The organism is Paenibacillus sp. BR1-192, from assembly GCF_029542445.1.
GTDB lineage: Bacteria > Bacillota > Bacilli > Paenibacillales > Paenibacillaceae > Paenibacillus_AQ > Paenibacillus_AQ lautus_A.
In genome coordinates this window covers 692119-714742 of the sequence record NZ_CP120718.1, presented here as the reverse complement: position 1 = coordinate 714742, position 22624 = coordinate 692119, and the positions used below count along the sequence as shown (strand labels likewise).

Annotated in this window: 25 protein-coding genes; 12 read left to right on the top strand and 13 right to left on the bottom strand. The window is 54.2% G+C overall.

The window, feature by feature from the left end; translation table 11 throughout:
* Positions 1–98 precede the first annotated feature (98 nt).
* Positions 99–914: a VanW family protein gene (locus P0X86_RS03140; RefSeq protein ID WP_277747763.1), complete on the bottom strand. Its 816-nt coding sequence runs from the start codon at positions 912–914 to the stop codon at positions 99–101.
* A 210-nt stretch (positions 915–1124) separates the two neighbouring features.
* On the opposite strand from P0X86_RS03140, the gene P0X86_RS03135 reads away from it, so the two are divergent.
* Both P0X86_RS03135 and P0X86_RS03130 read left to right on the top strand, forming a co-directional pair.
* The gene (locus P0X86_RS03135) at positions 1125–2033 is read left to right on the top strand and encodes an SDR family oxidoreductase (protein WP_096774632.1); all 909 of its coding nucleotides are present in this window, start codon (positions 1125–1127) and stop codon (positions 2031–2033) included.
* Between the two features lie 56 nt (positions 2034–2089).
* Positions 2090–2545 carry a hypothetical protein gene (locus tag P0X86_RS03130; protein ID WP_192569831.1) on the top strand — a complete coding sequence of 152 codons (456 nt, stop codon included), beginning with the start codon at positions 2090–2092 and terminating at the stop codon, positions 2543–2545.
* 65 nt (positions 2546–2610) lie between these two features.
* Here P0X86_RS03130 and P0X86_RS03125 read toward each other — a convergent pair whose 3' ends face one another.
* Together P0X86_RS03125 and P0X86_RS03120 are read right to left on the bottom strand one after the other, a co-directional pair.
* Positions 2611–4359: an NAD(P)H-hydrate dehydratase gene (locus tag P0X86_RS03125; RefSeq protein ID WP_277747762.1), complete on the bottom strand. Its 1749-nt coding sequence runs from the start codon at positions 4357–4359 to the stop codon at positions 2611–2613.
* Positions 4360–4428: 69 nt separating this feature from the next.
* Entirely contained in the window at positions 4429–5061 is a 633-nt protein-coding gene (locus P0X86_RS03120) for an NAD(P)-dependent oxidoreductase (RefSeq protein WP_012818839.1), read from the bottom strand.
* Positions 5062–5426: 365 nt separating this feature from the next.
* On the opposite strand from P0X86_RS03120, the gene P0X86_RS03115 reads away from it, so the two are divergent.
* Entirely contained in the window at positions 5427–6320 is an 894-nt protein-coding gene (locus P0X86_RS03115; RefSeq protein WP_277747761.1) for a hypothetical protein, read from the top strand.
* A 380-nt stretch (positions 6321–6700) separates the two neighbouring features.
* Here P0X86_RS03115 and P0X86_RS03110 read toward each other — a convergent pair whose 3' ends face one another.
* Together P0X86_RS03110 and P0X86_RS03105 are read right to left on the bottom strand one after the other, a co-directional pair.
* Positions 6701–7453 (bottom strand): MerR family transcriptional regulator, encoded by a 753-nt coding sequence (locus tag P0X86_RS03110; protein ID WP_277747760.1) that lies wholly within the window; start codon positions 7451–7453, stop codon positions 6701–6703.
* Between the two features lie 21 nt (positions 7454–7474).
* On the bottom strand, positions 7475–8458 hold the full coding sequence (locus tag P0X86_RS03105) for an alpha/beta fold hydrolase (RefSeq protein WP_096774637.1): 984 nt from the start codon (positions 8456–8458) through the stop codon (positions 7475–7477).
* Between the two features lie 148 nt (positions 8459–8606).
* On the opposite strand from P0X86_RS03105, the gene P0X86_RS03100 reads away from it, so the two are divergent.
* Positions 8607–9518 carry a hypothetical protein gene (locus P0X86_RS03100; RefSeq protein WP_277747759.1) on the top strand — a complete coding sequence of 304 codons (912 nt, stop codon included), beginning with the start codon at positions 8607–8609 and terminating at the stop codon, positions 9516–9518.
* A 236-nt stretch (positions 9519–9754) separates the two neighbouring features.
* Here the strand turns inward: P0X86_RS03100 and P0X86_RS03095 are convergent, their stop codons facing one another.
* From P0X86_RS03095 to P0X86_RS03080, 4 genes are all read right to left on the bottom strand, one after another.
* Positions 9755–9976 (bottom strand): YezD family protein, encoded by a 222-nt coding sequence (locus P0X86_RS03095; RefSeq protein ID WP_192569836.1) that lies wholly within the window; start codon positions 9974–9976, stop codon positions 9755–9757.
* A 145-nt stretch (positions 9977–10121) separates the two neighbouring features.
* Complete coding sequence (gene cysW, locus P0X86_RS03090) at positions 10122–10988, bottom strand: sulfate ABC transporter permease subunit CysW (protein WP_012818834.1); 867 nt, start codon at positions 10986–10988, stop codon at positions 10122–10124.
* Between the two features lie 14 nt (positions 10989–11002).
* A complete protein-coding gene (gene cysT / locus P0X86_RS03085; RefSeq protein WP_277747758.1) occupies positions 11003–11851 on the bottom strand; it encodes a sulfate ABC transporter permease subunit CysT in 849 nt (282 codons plus the stop codon).
* A 38-nt stretch (positions 11852–11889) separates the two neighbouring features.
* Entirely contained in the window at positions 11890–12966 is a 1077-nt protein-coding gene (locus tag P0X86_RS03080) for a sulfate ABC transporter substrate-binding protein (protein ID WP_036664629.1), read from the bottom strand.
* A gap of 360 nt (positions 12967–13326) precedes the next feature.
* Here P0X86_RS03080 and sleB point away from each other — a divergent pair, with 360 nt between their 5' ends.
* On the top strand, positions 13327–13986 hold the full coding sequence (gene sleB, locus P0X86_RS03075) for a spore cortex-lytic enzyme (protein ID WP_277747757.1): 660 nt from the start codon (positions 13327–13329) through the stop codon (positions 13984–13986).
* 156 nt (positions 13987–14142) lie between these two features.
* Here the strand turns inward: sleB and P0X86_RS03070 are convergent, their stop codons facing one another.
* The gene (locus P0X86_RS03070; protein ID WP_012818830.1) at positions 14143–15216 is read right to left on the bottom strand and encodes a lactonase family protein; all 1074 of its coding nucleotides are present in this window, start codon (positions 15214–15216) and stop codon (positions 14143–14145) included.
* A 237-nt stretch (positions 15217–15453) separates the two neighbouring features.
* Between P0X86_RS03070 and P0X86_RS03065 the strand changes: the two genes are divergently transcribed.
* From P0X86_RS03065 to P0X86_RS03050, 4 genes are all read left to right on the top strand, one after another.
* Positions 15454–16614 carry a copper amine oxidase N-terminal domain-containing protein gene (locus P0X86_RS03065; protein ID WP_277747756.1) on the top strand — a complete coding sequence of 387 codons (1161 nt, stop codon included), beginning with the start codon at positions 15454–15456 and terminating at the stop codon, positions 16612–16614.
* Positions 16615–16777: 163 nt separating this feature from the next.
* Complete coding sequence (locus tag P0X86_RS03060) at positions 16778–17164, top strand: hypothetical protein (RefSeq protein ID WP_012818828.1); 387 nt, start codon at positions 16778–16780, stop codon at positions 17162–17164.
* A 137-nt stretch (positions 17165–17301) separates the two neighbouring features.
* Entirely contained in the window at positions 17302–17712 is a 411-nt protein-coding gene (locus P0X86_RS03055) for a hypothetical protein (RefSeq protein WP_277747755.1), read from the top strand.
* Between the two features lie 201 nt (positions 17713–17913).
* Positions 17914–18123: a DUF6199 family natural product biosynthesis protein gene (locus P0X86_RS03050; RefSeq protein ID WP_213580128.1), complete on the top strand. Its 210-nt coding sequence runs from the start codon at positions 17914–17916 to the stop codon at positions 18121–18123.
* Positions 18124–18125: 2 nt separating this feature from the next.
* Here the strand turns inward: P0X86_RS03050 and P0X86_RS03045 are convergent, their stop codons facing one another.
* The 3 genes from P0X86_RS03045 to P0X86_RS03035 form a co-directional block, all read right to left on the bottom strand.
* A complete protein-coding gene (locus P0X86_RS03045; protein WP_277747754.1) occupies positions 18126–19523 on the bottom strand; it encodes a DUF4179 domain-containing protein in 1398 nt (465 codons plus the stop codon).
* Positions 19516–20046, bottom strand: coding sequence for a sigma-70 family RNA polymerase sigma factor (locus P0X86_RS03040; protein ID WP_012818824.1), 531 nt, complete (start codon positions 20044–20046; stop codon positions 19516–19518). Before P0X86_RS03040 ends, P0X86_RS03045 begins: the two co-directional genes overlap by 8 nt.
* Before the next feature lie 142 nt (positions 20047–20188).
* Positions 20189–20380, bottom strand: a complete 192-nt coding sequence (locus P0X86_RS03035) for a hypothetical protein (protein ID WP_009595964.1) — start codon at positions 20378–20380, stop codon at positions 20189–20191.
* 227 nt (positions 20381–20607) lie between these two features.
* Here P0X86_RS03035 and P0X86_RS03030 point away from each other — a divergent pair, with 227 nt between their 5' ends.
* The 3 genes from P0X86_RS03030 (at position 20608) to P0X86_RS03020 (ending at position 22500) form a co-directional block, all read left to right on the top strand.
* Positions 20608–21327 carry an MBL fold metallo-hydrolase gene (locus tag P0X86_RS03030; RefSeq protein WP_277747753.1) on the top strand — a complete coding sequence of 240 codons (720 nt, stop codon included), beginning with the start codon at positions 20608–20610 and terminating at the stop codon, positions 21325–21327.
* On the top strand, positions 21324–21899 hold the full coding sequence (locus P0X86_RS03025) for a TetR/AcrR family transcriptional regulator (RefSeq protein ID WP_213580124.1): 576 nt from the start codon (positions 21324–21326) through the stop codon (positions 21897–21899). Before P0X86_RS03030 ends, P0X86_RS03025 begins: the two co-directional genes overlap by 4 nt.
* A 109-nt stretch (positions 21900–22008) precedes the next feature.
* Positions 22009–22500 carry a cytochrome c biogenesis protein CcdC gene (locus tag P0X86_RS03020; RefSeq protein ID WP_009595968.1) on the top strand — a complete coding sequence of 164 codons (492 nt, stop codon included), beginning with the start codon at positions 22009–22011 and terminating at the stop codon, positions 22498–22500.
* Positions 22501–22624 lie beyond the last annotated feature (124 nt).

The following is a 22624-nucleotide window of genomic DNA, read 5'->3' as shown; positions in this document are numbered from 1 at the left end:
CAAACCGATGTTCTCCATTGCCCGCTCCATTTAACCGATCACGAACAGGGCTCCCCATGCGAATACGGTTTAAGATCGGCACCTGGCCCCTCCCTTGATCAGGACGACCCACTTCCTTGTTCGGCAAGCAGCGGCGAGTACATCATGAGCGCATGGTTCTCGGTAATCCACTCATCCCGAATCCGTTCGCCTTCCCTGTTGAACACTTTGCGGCCAATGACGTTATGCCTCGCATATCCTCCCCAAACTTCCTGGGTAATGCGATGGTCCCGCTCATATACTTCATAGCGATGCAGCGGAGCGGCGTTGGATCGCCATTCCCCGATCAAATCCTCCTCTGATACATATACCGACAGCTGGTATGTATCGTTCGTCGGATTATAAATCTGAAGGTCCAAATAATTATAGGCGCACGTAGCGCCGCTTCCGAACGGCTGGGTCCGGTTCGCATCCGGAAATACGTCATAGCTGTGCCGATGCCGTTCTTTCACTTCCAGAGGGGTGTGCAGCGTCATCCAGTATATGAGGTTGGACAGCTGGCACAGCCCTCCGCCCACGCCGGCCTTAAAGCCTCCATAGAACAGGACCATGCCGTCGACATACCCTTTCCTGCGGGTCGGGCGTCCAATGCTCCTCCAATAGGACAGCGTCTCTCCCGGACGAACCAGCAGTCCATCCAGATGGCGCACGGCCAGACGCAGGTTGATCACCTTATGATGCTGATACCACATATCAACGTCCTTGAGCTGGCGTTTCAGCGGGGTTTGGTGTGTGAACACCGAATATCGCAGTAGCTCAGGACTTTGCGTGCGGGCGATGCCGCCCCTCTTCCTCATCCATGCCCAATAACGCCGGTACGTAAAATACTGCTTGCCTGCCCACAGGCGGAATTTTGAACGCTTGACGGGTTTCATCCGTGACCGTGCCCCCTTGGCCGTATTGATGAATTTGGAAATATTTTACCACAATAGCCCAAAGGACATCGTAAAAAATCCGTAACCCGCGCGTTTGCGCACGACCTTTCACCTATTCTGTTCACAACCGGCACCCTGGACTGGGCGAATGCATAGAGATAAAGCATCGACGTTCCATGAATAACATCCCTATACCAAAGGAGGAATGAAATGAATCCCCAACAGCCCATTCCATACGTAGGCTCCAAAACCGAATGCAAAGAACAGCCCATCGCTTTCCCTCCCCAGCATCAAAACTGCCAGCCGGGCCTTGAAAGCCTGATGTCGCCGCGTCCGATCAGCGAAGATCCCGCCTACCGGGGCAGCGGTAAACTGGATGGCAAAATCGCCATTGTGACCGGGGGGGACAGCGGTATCGGCAAAGCGGCCGCCATTGCCTTCGCCAAGGAAGGTGCCGATCTGGTCATCCCATACTTATATGAGACTTCGGATGCGGAAGTGACGAAGCAGCGGATTGAATCGCTCGGCAGACGATGCCTCTTAATGAAGATCGATCTGCGCTACAAAAAAAACTGCGAAGCCGTGGTTAATGAGACGATCGCCTGCTTCGGCAGAGTGGATGTTCTCGTGAACAACCATGCCGTCCAGTATGTGCAGCGCAGCATTCTGGACATTACGGAAGAACAGCTGCATCACACCTATCAGACGAATATCTTTCCGTTCTTCTTCATGATCCAGGCTGCGCTGCCCCATATGAAAGCAGGGGCATCGATCATCAACACGGCCTCCATTACGGCCTATGACGGTTTAAAGGAGCTCATCGACTATTCCTCAACCAAAGGCGCCATCGTTTCCCTTACCCGATCCCTGGCCCTTTCGCTGGTCGATCAGGGCATCCGCGTCAACTCCGTCGCGCCAGGCTCGGTCTGGACGCCGCTCATCCCTTCCAGCTTCTCCGCCGATGAGGTTGCCGTATTCGGAACGAATTCGCCGATGAAGCGAGCCGCACAGCCTTATGAGCTGGCACCCGCTTATGTTTACCTGGCATCGTCCATCACTTCTTCTTATGTCACGGGTCAGGCTATTCACGTCAACGGAGGGCAGATGGTAACCAGCTAGCATGGATGCCGCAGGCATCCGAGGATTCCACGAATAACGTGCAGAGGATGTGTACAATGAACACCGGAATTCCCAAACGGTCCGCCCGGATGGACATGGGGTTTTATGCATTAAACAAGCTGGCCAGCGCCGGTATCGTCGTGCTGCTGCTGAGTCTGCTGGATTGGGCGTGGCCGTCCGGCGCGGATCAGGCCTCGGAGTGGTTAGGCCTTTACATGCCGCAAGAACACTGGGTGTACGGTTACGCGCTGACGGCCTCTCTCGCGGCCGATGCCATACTCGCGTTCCTGCCTTCGCTGCATAAGGGGAAACAGGCTGCCGTGTATGGAGCGGTCGGTTTTCTGTTCTTCGCCTTGTTCACGGGCGGTCATCCGGAGCAGCTCTGGCTCCGTGCCGCTGCCGGAACCCTGACGCTGCTTCTGTTCTTGTGGGGAAAGCATGCATTCTCCAGCAATTCGCTGGCCACCCCGTTCTTTGCCCTGGCCGTTCCCCTGCTGTGCTGGGTGATCTGATTCAAGAGCTATAGCCTCTTCCCATGGAAAAAGGGCCCTCTGATGAGGGCCCTTGGCTCTTTGCTTCAAAGCGCTTCGATGACATCCCCGGCGATGACCGAGGCGGGATGCCCCCGATGCCGCGCGGCCCGCTCGCCGGCACGGCCGTGCAGCCACACGCCAAGCGCGGCTGCAGACGGACCGGCATGCCCTTGCGCCAGCAGGCCGGCAATGATGCCGGTCAGCACGTCTCCGGTGCCTCCGGTCGCCATGCCGGAGGTGCCGGTTGTATTGATGTAGGTTTGTCCGTCCGGCGAAGCCACGACGGTATGCGCCCCCTTGAGCACGAGGGTAACCCCGTGCCCGGTGGCGAACCCTGCGGCGGCACCGATCCGGTCCCGCTGCAGCTCGGCAGTAGGAATGCCCAGCAGCCGGGACATCTCCCCGGGATGCGGGGTCAGCACCGTGGCCGCGGCACGCGGCTTCCAGGCGCTGAAATCGCCAGCCGCAGACAGCATATTCAGCGCGTCGGCATCCACCACCAGCGGCCCTTCCCACTCTTCCCACAGTCGGCGGAGCCACCTGTCGTCTCCTTCGAAGCGGCTAAGCCCCGGACCTACGGCCAGCACATCGCGGGACTTGGCGAGGGCCAGGACCTGCTCCGCGGAGGCCTCATTCCAGTAGCCGCCGCTCTCCTCCTCTGTCGCAGGGGCGAGCATCACCTCGGGCGAGGCTCCGGTCAGCGGCAGCACCAGACTGGCAGGGAGCGCCCAGGTCACCAGGCCGCAGCCCGCGCGGAGCGCCGCCCGGGAAGCGAGCAGGCCTGCGCCGCTCATCGTGCGGCTGCCCCCCACGGTCAGGACGTGGCCGTAGGTGCCCTTATGCCCGTCCGGCGCGCGGCGGCGCGACACGTCGGCGCCCAGCTCCGTCCGAAGGACATGCGGGGTAAGCAGACGCGTGCCGACGCCCTGCTCCCGGCACAGCGATGCCGGAATGCCGATGGAGCGGACCACCACCCGGCCCGCGGCCCCGGCGCCGGGGTACTGCACCAAGCCTCGCTTCAGGAAGGCGAGGCATACCGTCACCGCGGCCGAAATGCACGGCTCGTGCCGCGCGCCGGTATCGGCGTCCAGTCCGCTCGGAATATCGGCGGACACAATCGGCAGGCCGCTGTCGTTCGCGGCCTGGATCAGCGCGGCGTAAGCGCCGCGGGGCGCGCCCGTCGCGCCCGTCCCGAGCAGCGCGTCCACGATGCCGGTGTACGCGCCGTAGTCCACGGCGGCACGGCCGTGGACCAGAGCCGGGATGCCGAGCGCTGCCGCGGCATCCCGCTGCACCGCCGCCTCGTCGGCCAGCGCGGACGGCTCGGCGGCGTAGAGCAGCGTGACGCTTATGCCGGCGTCACGCAAATGCCGTGCGGCGACCACGCCGTCGCCGCCGTTATTGCCTTTGCCCACCAGAATGAGCCAGTGCTCCTGCGCCGCCAGCGCGGTGGGCAATCGCGCGTCTCCGTCGATGACAGGCGACGGGCGGCTCATCTCGATAACCCGCTCATTTCCGGTGAAAGGGCCCTCTGACGCTGCCGAATAATCCAATAAGGAAGTCGGCCGGTCGCACCTCTCATCCTCCGGCAAGTAGGCTTGATCGCTTCCGCATGTCCGAGCGGCCGCCGTGGACGGTAACTGGCTCGCGACATGACGCTCCAGGCATAATTTCAGGACTTCCTCGGCAATCGCTTTACCCGCATTTTCCATAAGCGCGATGGCCGGAATGCCGATGCGGCGAATCGCGTAGTTATCGAGTGCCCTCATCTGTTCGGACGTCACAACATACATCCAAGCTCTCCCCTTTGCTTCGATATATCCTACCCAAACGCTCTGACGACTTCGCTTGATGCCTTTCGATTAATAAGCAACGGTAAAACGGGACTGAATGAACTGCGGATCGTCCAGCTCATCAATCACGGCTACCGCAAAATCTTCAACCGAGATCCGGCTGCTTCCGCTCTCATCCGTCACCAGGCGGTCCATGCCGATCCGGAATTGTCCGGTACGTTTCCCCGGCTCGATGATGGCCGCCGGACTGATATACGTCCATTCCAGATCGCTTTCCTTATAAAGGTCGTAAGCATCCGCATGCGCACGGGCAAGCGGTCTGATCTCTTCCGGAAATTCCGGGGTTTCCATAAGCGGTACCCCGCTGTCGGCGATCAGGCTGCCTGCGCCGCCAACGATCAACAGGCGGGTTACGCCGCCGCGTCTCGTTCCCTCCACAATGGTCCGCGCGGCTGCTACAAGCTCCTCTTCTTGGCCGAACTTCGGACCGAAAGCGCTGATCACGGCATCGTGTCCCTGAACAGCCTCTTCCAATGACGAAGGATCCATCACATCCGCTTTGACTTTCTGTAATCGCTCATGCTCCGCTTCAAGGCGATCCGGATTACGCAGCACCGCCGTTACCTCGTGTCCCCGGCGCAGCGCTTCTTCCGTAATGCGTTTCCCGATCGTCCCGCTTGCTCCAATCAATGCTACCTTCATGTTCATCGCTCCTTCGTTTAAAAATTATACTACATCACCCAGGATGGGGAATGGTTCTCTTATATCTTAAGTAGTAGTATGAACACCCGGTGCCGCGTATAGCCGTACTTGGTCGATCGCACCTCCTATTTACTTATCCCCTTGCAGACCTCTTCAAACTCCACTTATTCATTTTTCCTCAAAACATTAGATCTTTAGACCTATGAATTGCGATATTGTTTTCACCGATAGAATACATAAGTGCACATTTATGAAAATATATATTTGGCGTAATGACTTCTAACGCAATACTAATGGTATACGCTTGTCGAAGATTGTCCTAATGCTTATGTTTAAATCGTAATGAAAAGGAGAACATCCATCCTATGAAAAAACAATACGTCCGCTTGCTGGCTCTCTGTCTCGCCGGCGGCCTGCTGCTGCTAAGCAGTCTGTCCCTTCATCCTGATGCCGCGGAAGCGAAACCCAGCCAGAAGGCAACCTGGTTCTGGGATACCCCGCAAATCAAAGACTCCGCCGATGACATTCTGAGCTTTGCCGGCAGCCAGGGAGTGAACGTGCTCTACCTGCAGATGAACCGCGATGTCCGTCCCGAGTATTACCGCAGCTTTATCCGCCAAGCAGGAGTGCAAGGGATCGAGGTCCACGTCCTCGGCGGGGCGCCGAACTGGGCGCTGGAATCGGAACGTCACCGGCTGGAGACGTTTATTCAATGGACCGCCGAATATCAAGCGTCCGCTGCCCCGAATGAGCGCTTCACCGGCATCCATGTCGATATCGAGCCGCATGTGCTGGCCGAATGGAAAACGAACCAGTCCTCGGTCGTTAAGCAGTGGCAAGCGAGCGTCCGTTATCTGGTCGATGAAGCGCACAAGCTGAATCTGCCGATCGGCTCCGACATGACCTTCTGGCTGCATACCTACCGGCTGCCGGATCAGTCGATGTCGATCAGCCGCTGGATGATCAAGCAGTTCGACCAGATCGTCATTATGGCCTATCGCGATCAAGCGGATAACATATACAACCTCGCCGCGACCGAGCTAAAGGAAGCCGACGAACTCGGCAAGGAGGCCCTGATTGCCGTGGAGACCAAGTCCAGCAATGAGGGAGCTTACATTACCTTTTTCGAGGAAGGCACGTCCTATATGGAGGAACAGCTGAGCAAGGTATGCACCAAGGCGGAAAAGCACCCTTCCTTCTCCGGGTTCGCCATTCACGACTACAGGTACTGGAAGGAACTTCATGACTCCGATCGATAACGTTGCGATCCTTACATTATGGCATTAAAAAAAGATGGCGTTTCAAGAGGGTGTGTCCTCTGGCGCCATCTTTTATGTTTAGATGAAGGAACTTATCCTCTCCTTCGGGTAAAAGGCCTGATCGCCTTCAAACCGTCAACATGAGAAGCAGTACATAACCGACCGTCATTTTCGCGCGTTGAAGCGGCGCTTTTTTTACCTGCACTTCCATCACCCCGGCCCCTCCCTCTCTTCGATGTCTTATTCATATACTATATGCGGCTCGGCCCCTTTTGTTACCTTGAGGAAACATTGTTTACCAAGAGAAAAACCGATCCGTCATGAATAGTAGCATACGATCAAGCTTCCTGCACTGGAAGCGAACCCGGGCAGCATGCGGCTCATTTACGATCAGCATAGCGCTCTATGACGTCCTGCAAATATTGTTCTGCTTCCATTACAAGCTGACGCTCTCCAGCGTTCCATTGATCCCGATTGTTATCGACCGCTAAAAAGGCAGCATGAATCCGTTCGTCGCCATGGGTCACACGTTGAACCATCTGTTGCCATTCTTGGGCTAAGGCCCTTGCTAAACGGGACTCGATGGGGACGTTTGAGGCCTTATAAGCTGCAGCTTGCAGCGATATTTTTCTGAACGTATTGTAAAAATCCAATACCGCCTGCTCAGAGTCAAATACTTTTTGAAACAGCCGCGCGTCTTCCTCCGAAAATTCGTATTCTTTCCAAGCCGACATATCGACCTCATTCAACGAACGCATAAGATGGGCTAACAGCTCCCAGGGTACGTTGTACCCTTCTTTCATCATTTCCTTTGCCACATGCAATCCGTCAAGCTTGGCTTGGATGCTCTCTTTCTGTGAATAAAGGACCGATGCCTGGTAATCTAGAATGTTCTCGATATCCTGCTCCTCGGTGCCCACAATCAATTGTTCTTTGATCTTTTTTAAAGAGAAACCGATGGCTCTATAGAACATAATCTGCTCAAGTACATACAGCTGTTTATCATAATATACTCTATGCCCCAGCTCATCTCGCTCCGCTTTAAGAATCCCTTCATTATCGTAGTACTGAATGGTTCGCGGTGTTATTCCCGACAATCGGCTGATTTCTTTTACGGAATATTTTTTCCCCATGAACCCATCCCTTCCTGTCCCTTACTCGATTTTCGCTAAAAAGGCTTCTATCGTTTCCAGTAACTCTTCAGGGTATTCCCCGTTAATCGCATGCGAGGCCTCTTCAAATAAAACCATCTCGCTATTAGGGTCTTTCAAGGCATCCATCCCCGTTTGATACGACTTTTCAGCATGGTGCATCGTCGATTGTCCAGCTAAAATACCGAGCACCGGTATCGTCAGCTCAGCTAATTGTTCCGGCTGGATGGCTTCCGGCATGGGCAGCTTGCTCTTGAATGTCCGCATACCGGTTTCGATTAATTTGGCGGTCGGATCGCTGTCATCGACTTCAGCCCCGCCGGATATATAGCTGAGCATTTTCTCCCGGATCGGTTTGGGCACCATGGGCACCGTCGCCGGAATGGAGGCCAGTATCATTTTCAATGGAATGGGGCCGAACACATAGACGGGGTCCAGCAATATGAGCGAGTGAATCTTCTCCGGATGCTTGAGCGCCAGATTCGCCGCACTCCACCCGCCGAACGACAGCCCTAATAGGTGGATCTCTGATTCCGGCAGCTGATCCAATACTTGCCCTAACCATGCTGCTTGGTCCGCAGCGGTTTCAATCCGTCTGGTTTCTGTGCTTAAACCCGGTTCTCCTATCAAATCAACGGTGTATACAGGCCGGTGTTCTAAAAAGCCGCTAAGATTGGCCTCCCACATGGGTGTAGCAGATCCCTTTCCCGGAAGCAGCAACAAAGGCGTTTTGTGCGGCGTATCGCTCCCCTGGAACTTGTAGAGCTGCACCACGCCAAAATCAGTATGAACCTTGATTGACTCAACCGGTTCTGGCAAGTGACTCATCGCCTCCTCATAAGCCGCCGCATATTCCTTCTGCCCATCCTCTGTAACAAAACCGCTTAACGACCCGTCATCTCTGAATAGAAAGCCTGCTACCGTCAGTATAGCTAGTATCGCAATGAGAATGCTACCCAAGATAATCCATCCTTTTCTTCGTTTCACTTTAATCCCCTCCTAAGGCGACTATAAGCTATGACGTAACGTTATACGCAACCCCCATGCGCTCTATAGCTGCCTGTTACCGAATCGGCTTGAAATCCCTTCCTTCTTGTGCAATAGTGAAAGGTAGAATATTGAAGGAGGGATCCGCTTGTCCCTTACGGAATGGATGGTTGATATCTTTGGCTCGCTGGACGGGCTCGTGGCCGCGCTTCTTGCCACTGCGGTATTTGCGGGCCTGTACATATACAGTGCGTCCCGGCTGCTCGGTGCACGCAAGGATTCGCTCGCTCGCATTCGTCAGACCTTGACGGTCTACGCCAGGCTGGCAGGGCTTCTCGGCACGCTGATCCATCGACCGACCCGGACGGCCGTCCCCGAGGATCTGCTGATCCGGCTTCTGCAGGAATGCAAATCCGCTGACCTGTTGACGCGTGAGCTCCACGAACAAATGGATATTTTTCTAAGCGATCGCGATGAATCCCGATTGACGACGCTTCACAAGCTGCTGGACCGCGAGGTCAACAGACTCATGAAGGAGCGCGACGAGCTGGTTGGACGGCTGGAGAAGCCCGGCTGGGGGATGGGCTTGTGGCTGCTCCTAAAACCTGCCGTACCTGCCCTTTCACTGGGTGCCGCGCTCCTATGGACGGCGGTCCTTGCGGAGGAACTCAGGCAAACATCGGCCTGGGCAAGCCCCGAGGTTTGGTGTTTATGGCTCTCCAATATCATTGCCACGATCTCTTTCTACCGTTTATTGATGGATTCGAGAAGAAAAACGCATGGCATGATTTATACCGTGCTGCATCTGCTGATTGTGGCTTCGGCCTTATTTAATCTGATCGGCGGCGAAGCCTCGCCTTACGTTCTGGCTACCCAATGCTTGCTCTATCTGGCGGGTTTCCGGGTAACGGCCACCCGTAAGCGGCGTGAGCGGCCCTATGCCGGCCATCCGGAGCTGATGGAGCAGTTCCTTCATCCTGCCGGGGATCACGATCCTCTAAGCGAAACAACAGGCGCAGGCGAGCCGGAGATCGGCAGCAGCCCGCTCCGGTCGCGATAAGATGCCTGATACATGAATACGATTAACAAACAGCCCGACCGATTCAACGGCCGGGCTGTTTGTATTATTCATATACTCTATCTCTAATAGAAAAGAACTCCCGCATGATTCCCAAAGCGCGTTCCCCTGGTCTACTTGGTCAACACCCGTGGTGTCTTACCCATGTCGACTGGACAGGCTGCACTTCAGTTATCTGGCGGAAGTTCTTTTTACGGTACCTGGTAGCTTTTGCTTAGTCATCTTGTATTCGTTCTTCGCTGTTGGCCGGATGCCCGGGACGATCCTGACGTCTTGACCGTTCCGGAGGCCGTATTCTCGAAACGCTTGCGCTCCGTTCGTTCCATCTGAACGATTTGACCCTCATGCACTACGATTTGCAGCGAACCGAATTCCATGTCGTTCAGCAGGCTTGCTATGCGCTCGAGCCACATTTCATCCACTTTTAATGGTTTAGCCATGGATACGCCTCCTCACCGGGCAAAGCCCTCATTTATTCACTCATCTTCATCAGCCGAAGACACATTCACAATGTAAACGATCATTATTCATTCTTTTCCAACCAATATAGTATGAATTAACCTTAGCATGGGTTGGAAACGACTGTCAATGGGCATTTTTTCGCGTAAACCAATTTTTAAGCAGCAGCGTAATCACGGCTAACAACAGCAATAAGGAGGCCACCGCGAACGATGCCGAAAACTGATACTCATTGTACAAAATCTCGACATGAAGGGGCAGCGTATTGGTCTCTCCGCGGATATGGCCGGATACGACGGACACGGCCCCAAACTCGCCCATGGCCCTGGCATTGCACAGAATGATGCCGTACAGCAGTCCCCACTTGATATTGGGCAGGGTGACCCGCCAGAAGATTTGCCAGCCCTTGGCGCCGAGCGTTACAGCCGCCTCCTCTTCCTTCGTCCCTTGGTCCTCCATCAGCGGGATCAGCTCCTTGGCCACAAAAGGAAACGTAACGAATAACGTAGCCAGAACGATGCCGGGCACGGCAAATATGATCTTGATATCATGGCTTTCGAGCCAAGGGCCAAACCAACCCTGACGGCCGAAAATAAGCACGAAGATGAGGCCTCCGATAACCGGCGATACCGCGAACGGTAAATCCAGCAGCGTAATCAGCAGATTTTTGCCTTTAAAGCGGAACTTCGTTATGGTCCAAGCCGCGATGACGCCGAATATCGAATTCAGCGGTACCGCAATCGCCGCCACCAGTAAGGTCAACCGCAGCGCGGACAAGGCATCGGGATCGGACAAGGCCGCGATATAAACCTCCCATCCCTTCTTCAGCGCTTCGGACAGCACCGTAACGAGCGGCAGCACAATAAGCCACAGAAGCACAAGGCCAGCCAAACTAATGAAGGTCCATTTCACCCAGGTTTTCTCCGCTGCAGCCGGAGAGGGCGATGTGCCTCGTTTCCCTGCCGGGACGGCAGCGGGTACGGTTCCAGCCATATAGTTCCCCCTCCCTAGCGCGCGGTTTTCCGCGTCCAGTGTTGTAAAAGATTGATTCCGAGCAGCAGCGCGAAAGAGATGAGCAGCAGAATCAAGGCAACCGCCGTAGCGCCGGCATAATCAAACTGCTCCAGCTTCGTCATGATCAACAGCGGCGCAATCTCCGTCTTCATCGGCATATTTCCCGATATGAAGACGACGGAGCCGTATTCTCCGATCCCCCGGGCAAAAGCGAGCGCAAACCCGGTCAGCAGCGGCGGAATCAGAGTCGGCAGAATGATGGTGCAAAACGTGCGCCACCGGCCTGCCCCTAGCGTGGCTGCCGCCTCTTCCGTGTCCCGCTCCGCGTCCTCCAGCACAGGCTGTACCGTCCGCACGACGAACGGTATGCCGATGAACATCAGGGCCAGCGTGATGCCCAAGGAAGAGAACGCCGCCTTAATGCCGAGCGGCTCCAGCAGCGATCCGATCCAGCCATTCGAGGAATAGATCGCGGTTAATGCCACCCCCGCCACGGCCGTTGGCAGGGCGAAGGGCAGGTCGATCAGGGCATCCCACCATTTTTTGCCCGGAAAATCATACCGCACCAGCACCCAGGCCAGCAGCAGCCCCAGTATCGTATCCGCTAATGCGGCCAGCGCCGCCGTCGTCAGACTGACCCTGTAGGATGCCAGCACCCTCGGATCGGTTGCAACCGACCAGAACTTCTCCCAGGTCAATCCGGTTTGATTAAGAAGCAGCGCCGATAGCGGCACGAGCACAACCAAACTCATATAAAGGACAGTCAGTCCCATGCCGACTCCAAAACCCGGGAGCACCCTGCGATGATTTCTGCCTTGCTTCCGTACGGGGAGTACCGTCATATCCACTCATCCTTTCCTGCCTTCGGCGGTTATGCCGATCAGCTGCCTGGCACGTAAATCTGATTAAAGATGCCGCCGTCATTAAAATGCTTGGTTTGCGTCTCTTCCCATGTTCCAAACACGTCCTTGAGCGTAAACAATTCGATGGCCGGGAATTTCTCCTTGTATTTGTCGGCTACGCTGGCAAGCGTCGGACGGTAGTAGTTCTCCGCCGCAATCGTCTGCCCCTCTTCGCTGTACAGGTATTCCAGATAGGCTTCGGCCACCTCCCGGGTGCCGCGCTTGTCAACGTTCTTATCCACGACGGCAACCGGCGGTTCTGCCAAAATGCTGACGGACGGGTTCACGATTTCGAATTTATCCGGTCCCAGCTCGTTAATCGAGAGATAGGCTTCATTCTCCCAAGCCAGCAGCACGTCCCCGATTCCGCGTTCCACAAAGGTGGTTGTCGCTCCCCGTGCGCCGCTGTCCAGCACCGGCACATGGGTGAACAGCTCTTTCACGAATTCCTGTGCTTTCGCTTCGTCGTTGTTGTTAACCTTGAGTGCATAACCCCATGCCGCCAGGTAGTTCCACCGTGCACCGCCGGAGGTCTGCGGGTTCGGCGTGATGACCTCCACGCCCTCCTTAATCAGATCCGGCCAATCCTGGATGCCTTTCGGGTTTCCTTTGCGGACGAGGAAAACGATGGTCGAGGTGTAAGGCGCGCTGTTATGCTCAAACTTGCTCTCCCAGCCTTCATTGATCAATCCGGCCTGACGGATCGCATCGATATCGTATCCGAGGGCCAGTGTCACCACATCCGCCTCCAAACCGTCGATAACCGAACGGCTTTGCTTGCCCGAACCTCCGTGCGATTGCTTAAACGTCACCTTCTGGCCTTGTTCCTTCTCCCAATGCGCCGCGAATGCCTTGTTGTACTGGTCGTATAACTCCCGGGTCGGATCGTAAGAAACATTAAGCAGTTCCACGCTCGGCTTGCTTGAACCCGAAGCAGGCGTTGCTTCGCCGGCGGTTGCGGCCGTTTCTGTTTTCTGTGAGCCGCAAGCCGTCAGCGCCGCCGTCAGCATGACTGTTAATCCGATGAGAACCCCTTGCTTCAACACCTTTTTCATATGGATCACTCCCCCTATTCTTCTCTACTAAACAGGCCCCATGGCAAAAAAAGACGGAGGAAGGCTCATCGGAACAGAGTCAAGCCGGTTTGCAACCGTGCCTGCCCTTGTTCTTCGAGCGTTCCTCCGTCGATACGGTGAGAACAATATATTATAATTCCTACCTGTTTAGTATGTTATGTTGCTATTGTAATAAGTCCCCCTTCTGCTGTCAAACCTTTTTTTCAAAAAATTTCAAGTTTAGGACCATTCGGACCATAGAACCATTTTTGGTACAACAAACGCAGTCACGGCGCGGATTTCCATTTACTGATGGTTGTATGAACCCGTTTCCAACCTTATAATTCTACCCCAAAGGAGTTGATCACGATAAGAAAGCCAATACGGAAAATCATATCTGCTTTTTTCCTTAGTGTTCTTCTGATCCTGCCGACATTCGCCCAAACGACGGAGGCCGCTCCGCTGTTAAAGCCCGGCAGTGAAAACGGGGATGTCTGGGACCTTCAATATCGCCTGAAAACGCTGGACTTCTACACGCAGCCGCTGGATGGCAAATATGGCGCAAACACGAAAGCAGCCGTTAGCCGTTTTCAAAAAGAATACGGCGTGCCAGCCGATGGAATTACCGGTGCGCAAACCTGGAGACAGCTGAAAAAATATACGTTGAATCAATCCGAAATGGACGTCATGGCCAAAGTCATTTACAGCGAAGCCCGCGGTGAGCCGTACAAAGGGCAGGTTGCGGTCGGGGCCGTGGTCATGAACCGCATTCAATCCAGCGAATTTCCGAATGACATTCGGGGCGTCGTCTTTCAAAAAGGGGCTTTTACGGCCGTGGATGACGGACAATACTGGCTGACGCCGAACCGTTCCGCCTATCTTGCCTCATTGGATGCCGTTCGCGGCTGGGATCCGACTTACGAATCCCTGTATTATTTCAATCCTAAAACCGCGACCAGCGACTGGATCTGGTCCAGGCCGCAAGTGCTGCAGATCGGCAATCATATTTTTGCTCATTAAGGATTCATTCAGTTAATCTTTCATTAGCTGAAACACACGAAGACAGAATTTTCGACGCCTTGTTCCTTGTCCGTCGCTGCGGGCAAGGAGAGACGCATAAAAGAAGCAGCTTGATTCCCTTCCCGGGTCTTCAAGCTGCTTCTTCTTTCATATAAGTTAACGTTTGTTTGCTTTGGCCTTCTCCACGGGACAAATGCACACCGGGCGCGTGACTTCCAACGTATAGCCCGTAGAGACCAGATTCCCCGTATCCGGGTCGATCCGGAAGCTTGCGATCAATCCGTTATCCTGATTCGCCGTAAGCAGGAAGCCATCCGGCAGTATATTGAAGTGGCGCGGCGTTTTGCCGCCGGAAGACACCCAGTTGACGGCACGGAGCGTACCGGCTTCCTGGTCGATTACATATTGGACGATGCTGTCATGGCCCCGATTTGAGGCATACAGGTAACGGCCGCAAGGAGATACCAGCAGATGGGCCGATGTATTGCTATCCATCACGACGTCCTCCGGCAAGGTCGAGATATGCTGCAATATTTTCAGATCCCCGAACGTTGCGTCGTTCGCGTATGCCGTTACCGTGCTGTTCAGCTCGTTCGTGCCGTATACCCACTTGCCAGACGGATGAAAAGCCACATGCCTCGGGCCGGAGCCTGGCGGCAGGCTGATCTCGCGGTGGGTCACCAGCTTTCCGTCTTCCAGCCGGTACACAATCACGTCATCCATCCCCAGGTCACTGACCAGGATATACTTGTTGACCGGGTCTTGGAATATCGAATGGGGATGCGCCTCCGATTGACGGTCATCGCGAAGGCCGCGTCCGCTGTGCTTGATCTTGGAGGCCAGCTCGCCGACCCGTCCGTCCTGCTCCAATGCCAGCACCGAAATCTGTCCATCGCCGTACCCTGTCGTAAGCAGATGCTTCCCGTCCGTTGTGCGGGATACATGACACGCGCCGGACGAGCCGGTAGACTGAACATTCAGCAGCGTCAATTCGCCGGTGACCAGATTGGCCGAATAAGCCGACACATCGCTTTCGCCCTTCTCGCTCGCTGCATACAATACGGAAATCGAGTCATCGAAATCCAGATAGGTCGGGTTCTCGATGCCTGCCGTACCGCCTAACAGGCGCAGCTCCCCGGTAGCCCGATCCATCGCCCCCCAATGAATGCGATTCTCTTCTTCCGAACCATAGGTTCCTATGTAAAATATCAGTTCCTGTCCTGCTGTCATGTGATCCACTCCTTTGTCTGATGAATGATCCGGTGGCCCGGCCTGATTCTTACTATGTATTACCCATCGGAGCCCCATGCCTACCGCCTTTTTTTAAGTCGTTCCGGCAAGCCGTCACCGCGCTGTCTCTACCAATTACTGCACGCAAAGAAATGTATTGCTACCATTGGTTTTATCATGTACGATTACCACAATTACCTCTCTATTCTATCATTCGTTGAAGGAGATGACAGCACATTGAAGAAAAAAATCAGCCTACTGGCTATCGCTTTCCTGTTCTTGATCGCAAGCGCGGCCCAAGCCGCTCCGGCAAAGGATCAAGGGAAAATCAGGGTTTATCTCGATAACCGGGAAATTCAATTTGCGGCGGCGCCGATCATGAAGAACGGAGTCACTTTCGTTCAATTCCGCCCTTTGTTCCAAGCCCTGGATTATAAGGTCCATTGGAACGGCGCGAACAAGCAGGTAACGGGTACATATCTCGATCAGAAGCTGCAGATGACGATCGGGCAGAAGACCGCCTATGTCAATGGCGCAAAAACCACGCTGCAGATCGCTCCTTTCACTCAAGGCGGCAATACGCTGGTTCCCCTTCGTTTTGTGGCTGAAGCCACCGGACTCCCGGTAAAGTGGGATTCCAAGGCGCGTACCGTCAAGATTGACCGCGAGGGTGCGACCGCCAAAGCCGAAGACGAGGTGAAGAAGCTTTACCATATCATTGAAGAGGCTGGAAGCGCCAAGAAACTGGACGAAGTTATGAGCGTATTCCACCCCGAATCTCCCGTTCTTGCGGAGGTTAAGCAAAACTATCAGGATCAATTCAAGAACGACAAACATGTATCCGCGGACGTATGGGATGTAGCGGTAGCCGGAACGTCGATCCACGCCTACACCAGTGTGAGCCTAGACCGCATCGGCGGGCCGTTTGCATGGGATGTTACGCTCCATTACGAGAATCTCCTGAAGAAGGATGCGTCGGGCGCATGGAAAATCTATGATTTGAACCTGTACGAGACAGAATATTTCCTCGGAGACAAACTGCTTGAAGCTCGTCCCGTAGTGCCGGAAGCGGAGCAGAAAGCCATCGTGGAGTCTATCGACATTCAGTACAAGGGCTTCAATGAGGAGAATGGCCCGCTGCTCATGTCCGTTATTCACCTGGACTCGGTCTTCCACGAGATGTTCCAAACCAGCATTGAGGAAGGCATCTTCGATGAGGTGAATTTCAACCTTAAATCGGAGGAGCTCCGGACGGTCTTCTTCCAAGGTGAAGACGCCGTCGTTTATGCCGAAGAAAGCGATGATGCGGACGGCGAAACGATTTATTCGACGTCGCTCTACTGGCTCAAGAAAACCGAAGGCAAATGGCTGATCTATGACGTGCTGGAGCTTGAATAGATTGCGGATATCATGAAAAGCTTACGTAATAACCGTGAATTCCCGGCAAGGGAAATTCGCGGTTTCTTTTTTTGCATCTTCTTTAATTAAATCCTCCTCCGTCTAGGTCTACTTCGCCCCAGGTGACATATATCATAATAGTAATCCATAAAGGAGGGGTTTTATGGGGATTAAATTAATCAAAATCGCTGCTGTTTACTTCGTGCTCGGGGTGCTGCTCGGCATGTACATGTCGATCACCCACAGCTACGATTACGCCTCGGTTCACGCACACGTCAACCTTCTGGGCTGGGCGTCCCTGGCTCTTGCAGGCGTTATTTATGTTCTGTTCCCGGCTGCCGGGGAGTCCACTGCCGGCAAAGTGCATTTCTGGCTGCACAATATCGGTCTGCCCGTCATGATGATCGGTCTTGCCCTGCTGATGAGCGGCATCGAATCGGTAGAGCCGGTCATTGCCGTGGGAGGCGTTCTGGTAACGCTGGGCGTTCTCGCTTTCCTCTATAATGTGTTCACCCATGTGAAGAGCTCGCAGAGTAGAAGGAAACGCTGACTTTTTTCCTTAAAAAATCGCCTATTGAGGGCGATTCTTTTTCATGTTTCAAACTGCTCCTTAAGGGAAGATGGGTCACAGTTACCGACTATTGGGTAAAAGTAGATACCTTTCTCTTTGAAGGAGGCAACATAGACATGGAAACGAACTCGGCAATTCAAGTCCAATTCCACTGCCGCCAGTGTCAAACGGAAATCGGGGTTATGTTCACATCCGAACAGTTCACCACGGTTCACTGCCCGCAGTGCGATTACAGCTATTCACTCATGCGACCGACCATCGGGGAAGAGATATTGCTTGATTGGGAGAAAGAAGCCGTATTCCAAAAAGTCCGCGCAGACCAAACCGAGCATGACAAAATGGAGCTGATGCTCCTCGTCATTAAGGTTGTCGAGCTGCTGACCTGGCGGGATGAAGGCAACGGCCATATCCGTGCCATCGAAACGCTTCGCCAATGGCTGATCCTCAACGGCGTGCCCAAAGCTCTGATCGAGCTGCTGGATGCTAAAGGACCGGCAGGAAGCTCCCCTACCGAGCGCAGGGAATAGCGGCATCGACCCATGATCCAGGATTTAAATAAATGAGAAAAAAGGAACCGCCCTCCGGCCTTCATGGTCGGGGGCGGTTCCTTTTTCGTGTCCATAGTTCAAAATGTTATTTACGATGGGTACCCTTCTGCTATTTTACATATGTTGTAACTCATTGGATGACCCTGCGTAATACCACTAAAGAAAGGAGCTGATTCACCCATGTTCTATTTCATATTTACAATGCTCATGGGTCTGGCACTCATTGGGACCGGCCTATATGCCATCCGCAACCCGTACTCTTGGTGGTTCAGAAGAACGAGAGATGACAAGGAACCCAGCGATCTGAGAATATGGTACTTAAAACTTATGGGTAAAGTAACCTTGGCGTTCGGCGCATTGGTCATTCTGATGAGCTTTCAGCATCTCTAATCTCATCGAATCGGCACCTCGAATGCATGCTCCATAACGCCAGGGTAGCTGCTTAACGTAAACGTGAGCGGCTGCGGGTAATCCCCGGGTTTAAGGTGGATATACTGCGTGATGAGGCTTATCCCGGTATCCGAAGAGGATCGGGACGAGGAACTGAGTCCCCCTGCGTCCTCGTTGATCGTATGCTTCTTCCCTTCCCCGTCCACGAATTCCGGCTCAATCGATACGCTGCCCATATGCCGGTCAGCCCGCTCTTCGTATTCCAATGTCAGCGTATGCCCCGTGTACGCTCCGAACCGAAGATCGCCGTCCGGTGCACGAAGAATCTCCTTCTTATCCGTATCGACTACAAGTTTCATCTCGGAGGGGTCCACCGCTTGGAATCCGCTCGCTTTCAGCGTGATTGATTCCGGATTCTCCAATATATTGCTGTCGAAGAAGTATGTCATGTCCCCTCCTCCCGCACCAGGCAAAAATGCGGAATCGCTGTTCAATCGGATCTGCTCGCCGTTCACCACGGTTTCCAAATACACGTCCCATAAACCGGATACCTTCATCGTATTGGTCGAAGGGATGTTCGCTTTCAAGACGATGCCGGCTGGGGATAACACGGCTTCCTTCAAATAGAACCTTTGACTCTCAATCTGCAGCATTTTGTTGAGCGGAATCGTGCGGGTAAACTTTTGGACGGTCTCCATATCAACGGATACGTCGATATCGAGAACCTGCTCGCCCTCTGCCGAGGATTGATGCACCGTATTCGTTGTATAAGGGGCGATGCTAAAAGATAACGTCATTTCTTCGGGCACGAATTGGTTCTCGCCCATATGAATATCCGATCGGGAACGGAATGTTTGGCCGGGCTTAATCTGGGTTCCACCCGACGACCCGATGCTGTATGGCAGCGACTGGCTGGAGCCCTTACGCTTCATCTCGACCCGCTTTAGGTCCGCATGATACTCCGCATCGTTTTGGATCGTATAAAACACCTCCATCTGCTGGGAGCCGACAAGTATCCCGTTCAGCGTTATCGTATAATCCCCCCGGGTCACCGATTGATTCACCGGCTGGATCATGCCGTGTTGGTTAGCCGTATTCAGCGTAATATCTTCTCCGAGATCAAACCCGGTCAATGGCGGGTACGGCCCTTGCGCCGCCATTTGCTCCTTCGGCTCCACGATGCCTCCATCTCCGCCCCATACCACGAACAGCAGTGCGGCAGCTACAGTGGCGATCACGGAAGAAAAGGCAGCCATTCGCTTCCGGCTCCGCTGCATGCCCCGTCCTCTCCGCATTCCGCTTCGAACAGCCGCTTCCAATGCTTCATCGGACACAACCGCCGTGTAGATCTCCGCATCCCTATTCATCTCGTTCAGCATCCGCTCTTCCTTCTCATACATGGAATACGGCACCTCCTGGCTCGATTTTTTGCCGAAGCAGCTTTAATCCTTGATGCAGCCGGGTTTTGACCGTTCCCTCCGGTACATCGAGAATATGCGCGATATCGCTGATCGTCATGTCCTGGTAATATTTCAAGATCAGCACATGGCGATATTTGGGCTTCATGCGGCTCAGCGCGCGCTCCAGATCCAGCTTGCTGTCGCTGACCATCTCCGCGGCCGTCTCCCGGCTGCGCACTTCTTCTACGGGAAGCATGCGCTTTTTCCGTTTCTGTTCATCCACGCAGCAGTTAATCAATATCCGAATGAGCCAAGGGACGAACGCCTCCGGATGCTTCAGCTTCCGGCATTTCATCCACGCCCGGCATACCGTCTCCTGCAATGCCTCCAAAGCGTCGCTCTCGTTATGCAGATAACTGTACGCAATTCCGTATAGGCGCCTCCGATGCTCCGTGACGAGTGCATAGAACGCTTCCTCGTCTCCCCTGCATGCCGCAGCCGCCAGCTCTTTAGTTTCCAACATCCGATATACCTTCCCCTCGTTCGACCTGCCTCGCTGTTTACTTCACTCTATATAAAGACTGCGAAGCCAATCAAACGGTTTTTTTATTTTTATGCACAAAAAAAGCCCGCCCGGGCAAGGCAGACTTGTATGTCAGTCCCAATTAACTTCGTCTTCTGCGTCCTTTAAAGAAATAATGGTATCCCAGATAACCGATGCCGCATAACAGCAGCATCAGAGCGGAGATCCAGATGACAGGAAGCAGATATGGCGTGTGCTGGCTGGCTACGTATAACAGAACTGCGGAGAAGGCATACATCACCATCAGAAGTACGATGCGTTTGAACATATCCATATCGTCCGCTCCTCACCCTTATCTAAACAACCTACATTTTTTTCCGTATATCTATCTTTATGGTAACGCAAACCGACGAAAATTGCACTCAAAATTTGGTAAATATATAAAAATTTTAGTGGTTCAAAGGCTCTATTCATGAAAATGTTAAAATCAGGCTTGCTAAAACTAATATCATTAGTTATTATACTAATAACATTAGTTTTAAGCGAAAGGGGTTCGGCTTTATGTTAAAAACGACGATTGAACAGGTGACTCAAATTTCTTTTCTTCCTCGCCTTTTTCCGATCAATGTTTACCTAGTAGAAGAAAGCGATGGGGTTACCCTCATCGATGCGGGGATGTCATTTTCCCAAAAGGGAATCCTGCAGGCTGCGGCCGATATCGGAAAACCCATTAAACGGATCGTGTTGACCCATGCCCACGGCGACCATGTCGGTGCGCTCGACGGGTTAAAGAAGGAGCTTCCGAATGCCTCGGTCTGCATCTCGCGGCGCGATGCGCTGCTGCTGAAAGGAAATGCCGAGCTCCAGCCCGGAGAGCCGCAAACGCCGATACGCGGGGATATCCCGAAGAACATGACCACCGTTCCGGACGTTCTTCTGGAGGACGGGGACTCCATTGGTTCCCTCAAGGCCATCTCGACTCCAGGCCACACGCCGGGGCATATGGCGTTTCTCGATGAGCGCAGCGGCATCCTGATCGCCGGCGATGCTTGGCAGACGCGTGGCGGATTGGCCGTATCGGGCGTCATGAAACCATGGTTTCCGTTCCCTGCCATGGCCACCTGGAGCAAGGAGCAGGCCTTGGAAAGCGCCGGAATGCTTACCGCGCTCAAGCCCGCCGTTCTGGCTGTCGGCCATGGACGGATGCTGAGAAATCCGGCGGGTGCCATGCAGCAGGCCGTTGCGGAAGCCGAATCAACGTTCAGGAGGAATGCACGATGAGTCCAAGACCCGGCATCGATCGGCTTCAACTGCTTCAAACCGCTGCCGAATTAGCGGATCGGGAGGGACTTCACGCGGTGACCCTGGCTGCGCTTGCAGCCAAGCTGGGGGTTCGCTCCCCTTCCCTGTATAACCACGTAGACGGGCTTTCCGGTCTGCATGCCGCCCTGATGCGGCATGGCCTCCAGACGCTCCATGACGAACTGCTGAGGGCTGTCGCCGGCCGGTCGGGCGAAGATGCCCTGCGCCTTGTATGCCTTACTTATGTCGAATTTGCTCGAACACACCCCGGATTGTACGAAGCCGCCTTGCAGCCGGTCCGTCCCGAAGAGCAGGAGACGCAGCGAGTAGGGAATCAGATTGTCGAGCTGCTGCTTCAAATCCTGGCCCCTTACCAGCTCAGCGAGGCGGAAGCGTTGCATGCCGTACGGACCCTTCGCAGCCTATGCCACGGCTTCTCTTCCCTGGAACGCGCGGGCCAATTCGCCATGGATTTGAGTGTTGACGACAGCCTGGATTTCATGATCCGGAGTTTCGTCACCGGGCTCCATCTTCAAGACGGACGGCGCTAGAAGGGCCGTACCTCCTGCGCCTGCCTGATTTTGCCTGGCATCAGAATGTGCTATAATCATAAGGCAGCACATTGTGATGTCATTTTATTTATGGAAAGAGGTCTGAATTGTGGTTAATTTCGATTCCCCAATTCTTCAGATAGGCTCTACGATCGCGATGCTGGTTATGGCGCTGGCCGTTATTTTCATTCGAATGAAGGCGAGCAACCGTCCCGTAACCGTCAAGAAGATTATCATCCCTCCCGTAGCGATGAGCACCGGATTCCTGATGTTCGTTGAGCCGCAGGTACGCATCCCCTTATGGTGGGCGGGAATCGCCTTTTTGGTAGGCTGGTTCATCTTCTCGTACCCACTGATCCGCAGCACCAAATTCGAGAAGGTCGACGGTCAGATCTTCATGCAGAGATCGAAAAGCTTCGTGTACATTCTGCTTGGCCTGCTGGCCGTCAGGCTCCTGCTCCATGGATATATTGAACAGCATATTTCCATCCCGCAGACCGCGGCGCTGTTCTTCATGCTGGCTTACGGCATGATTGTCCATTGGCGCATTTCGATGTACCGCCAGTATCAGCAGTTCATGACGCCGGAGGCGGCGATATAGCGGACATGTTCCAACGTAAAAACCAGTCATGAAACTTAGTTAAGCGCAAAAAGAAGAGTGCCGAAAATCACGCTATCCGGGAGGCAATTGCCCTTCCGGCCGCAAAGCTCCCTCCGAGGAGACT